This window comes from Pseudomonas sp. R37(2017), from assembly GCF_002113375.1.
Classification (GTDB): domain Bacteria; phylum Pseudomonadota; class Gammaproteobacteria; order Pseudomonadales; family Pseudomonadaceae; genus Aquipseudomonas.
In genome coordinates this window covers 1-1308 of record NZ_NEHO01000046.1, presented here as the reverse complement: position 1 = coordinate 1308, position 1308 = coordinate 1, and the positions used below count along the sequence as shown (strand labels likewise).

At 62.5% G+C, this 1308-nt stretch carries 1 protein-coding gene; it reads right to left on the bottom strand.

Features of this window, described 5'->3' with window-relative positions:
• A partial coding sequence (locus CAG47_RS27595; protein WP_143515947.1) for a cadherin-like domain-containing protein occupies positions 1-1308 on the bottom strand: 1308 nt, incomplete at both ends.

The window sequence follows — 1308 nt, the reverse complement described above, 5'->3', positions numbered from 1 at the left end:
CTCGAGGTGCCGGTCAACACACTGCCGCTGACGGCGGTGTCTTCGGCGGTGGTCACGCTTTCACTGATATCGGTGAAGCTGTCATCGACCGGGGTGACGTTGATAGTCAGGGTCGAAGTGACGTTGCTGCCCGAGCCGTCGGTCACGGTGTAGCTGACGGTGGGCACGCTGCCGTTGTAGTTGGCGTCTGGGGTAAAGGTGTAGGCGCCGTTGGCGCCGATGACCAGGGTGCCGACGTTGGCGATGGTCGCGGTCTGCCCAGCGTTGAAGGTGCCAGCCACACCGTCGATGGTGAAGTTGACCACGCTGACCGGGCCATCAACGCTCGAAGTGCCGGTCAACACGCTGCCGCTGACGGCGGTGTCTTCGGCGGTGCTCACGCTTTCACTGAGGTCGGTGAAGCTGTCATCGACCGGAGTGACGTTGATGGTCAGGGTCGAGGTGACGTTGCTGCCGGAACCGTCGGTGACGGTGTAGCTCACCGTCGGCACGCTGCCGTTGTAGTTGGCGTCCGGGGTAAAGGTGTAGGCGCCGTTGGTACCGATGACCAGGGTGCCGACATTGGCGATGGTCGCAGTCTGGCCGGCGTTGAACGTGCCGCTAACACCGTCGATGGTGAAACTCACCACGCTGACCGGACCGTCGACGCTGCTCGTGCCGGTGAGGACGCTGCCAGAGATGGCGGTGTCTTCAGCGGTGGTCACGCTTTCACTGATATCGGTGAAGCTGTCATCGACCGGGGTGACGTTGATGGTCAGGGTCGAGGTGACATTGCTGCCCGATCCATCGGTGACGGTGTAGCTGACCGTCGGCACGTTGCCGTTGTAATTCTCGGCCGGGGTAAAGGTGTAGGCGCCATTGGCGCCAATGACCAGGGTGCCGACATTGGCAATGGTGGCCGTGCTGCCCGCAGCGTAGGTGGTTTCACCAATAGTGAAGTTCACCACACTGACGGGGCCATCGACACTCGAGGTGCCGGTCAACACACTGCCGCTGACGGCCGTGTCTTCGGCGGTGGTCACGCTTTCACTGAGGTCGGTGAAGCTGTCGTCGACCGGGGTGACGTTGATGGTCAGCGTCGAGGTGACATTGCTGCCGGAGCCGTCGGTGACGGTGTAGCTCACCGTCGGTACGCTGCCGTTGTAATTCTCGGCAGGCGTGAAGGTGTAGGCGCCGTTGGCGCCGATGACCAGGGTGCCGACGTTGGCGATGGTGGCCGTGCTGCCCGCAGCGTAGGTGGTTTCACCAATAGTGAAGTTCACCACACTGACGGGGCCATCGACGCTCGAGGTGCCGGTCAACACACTG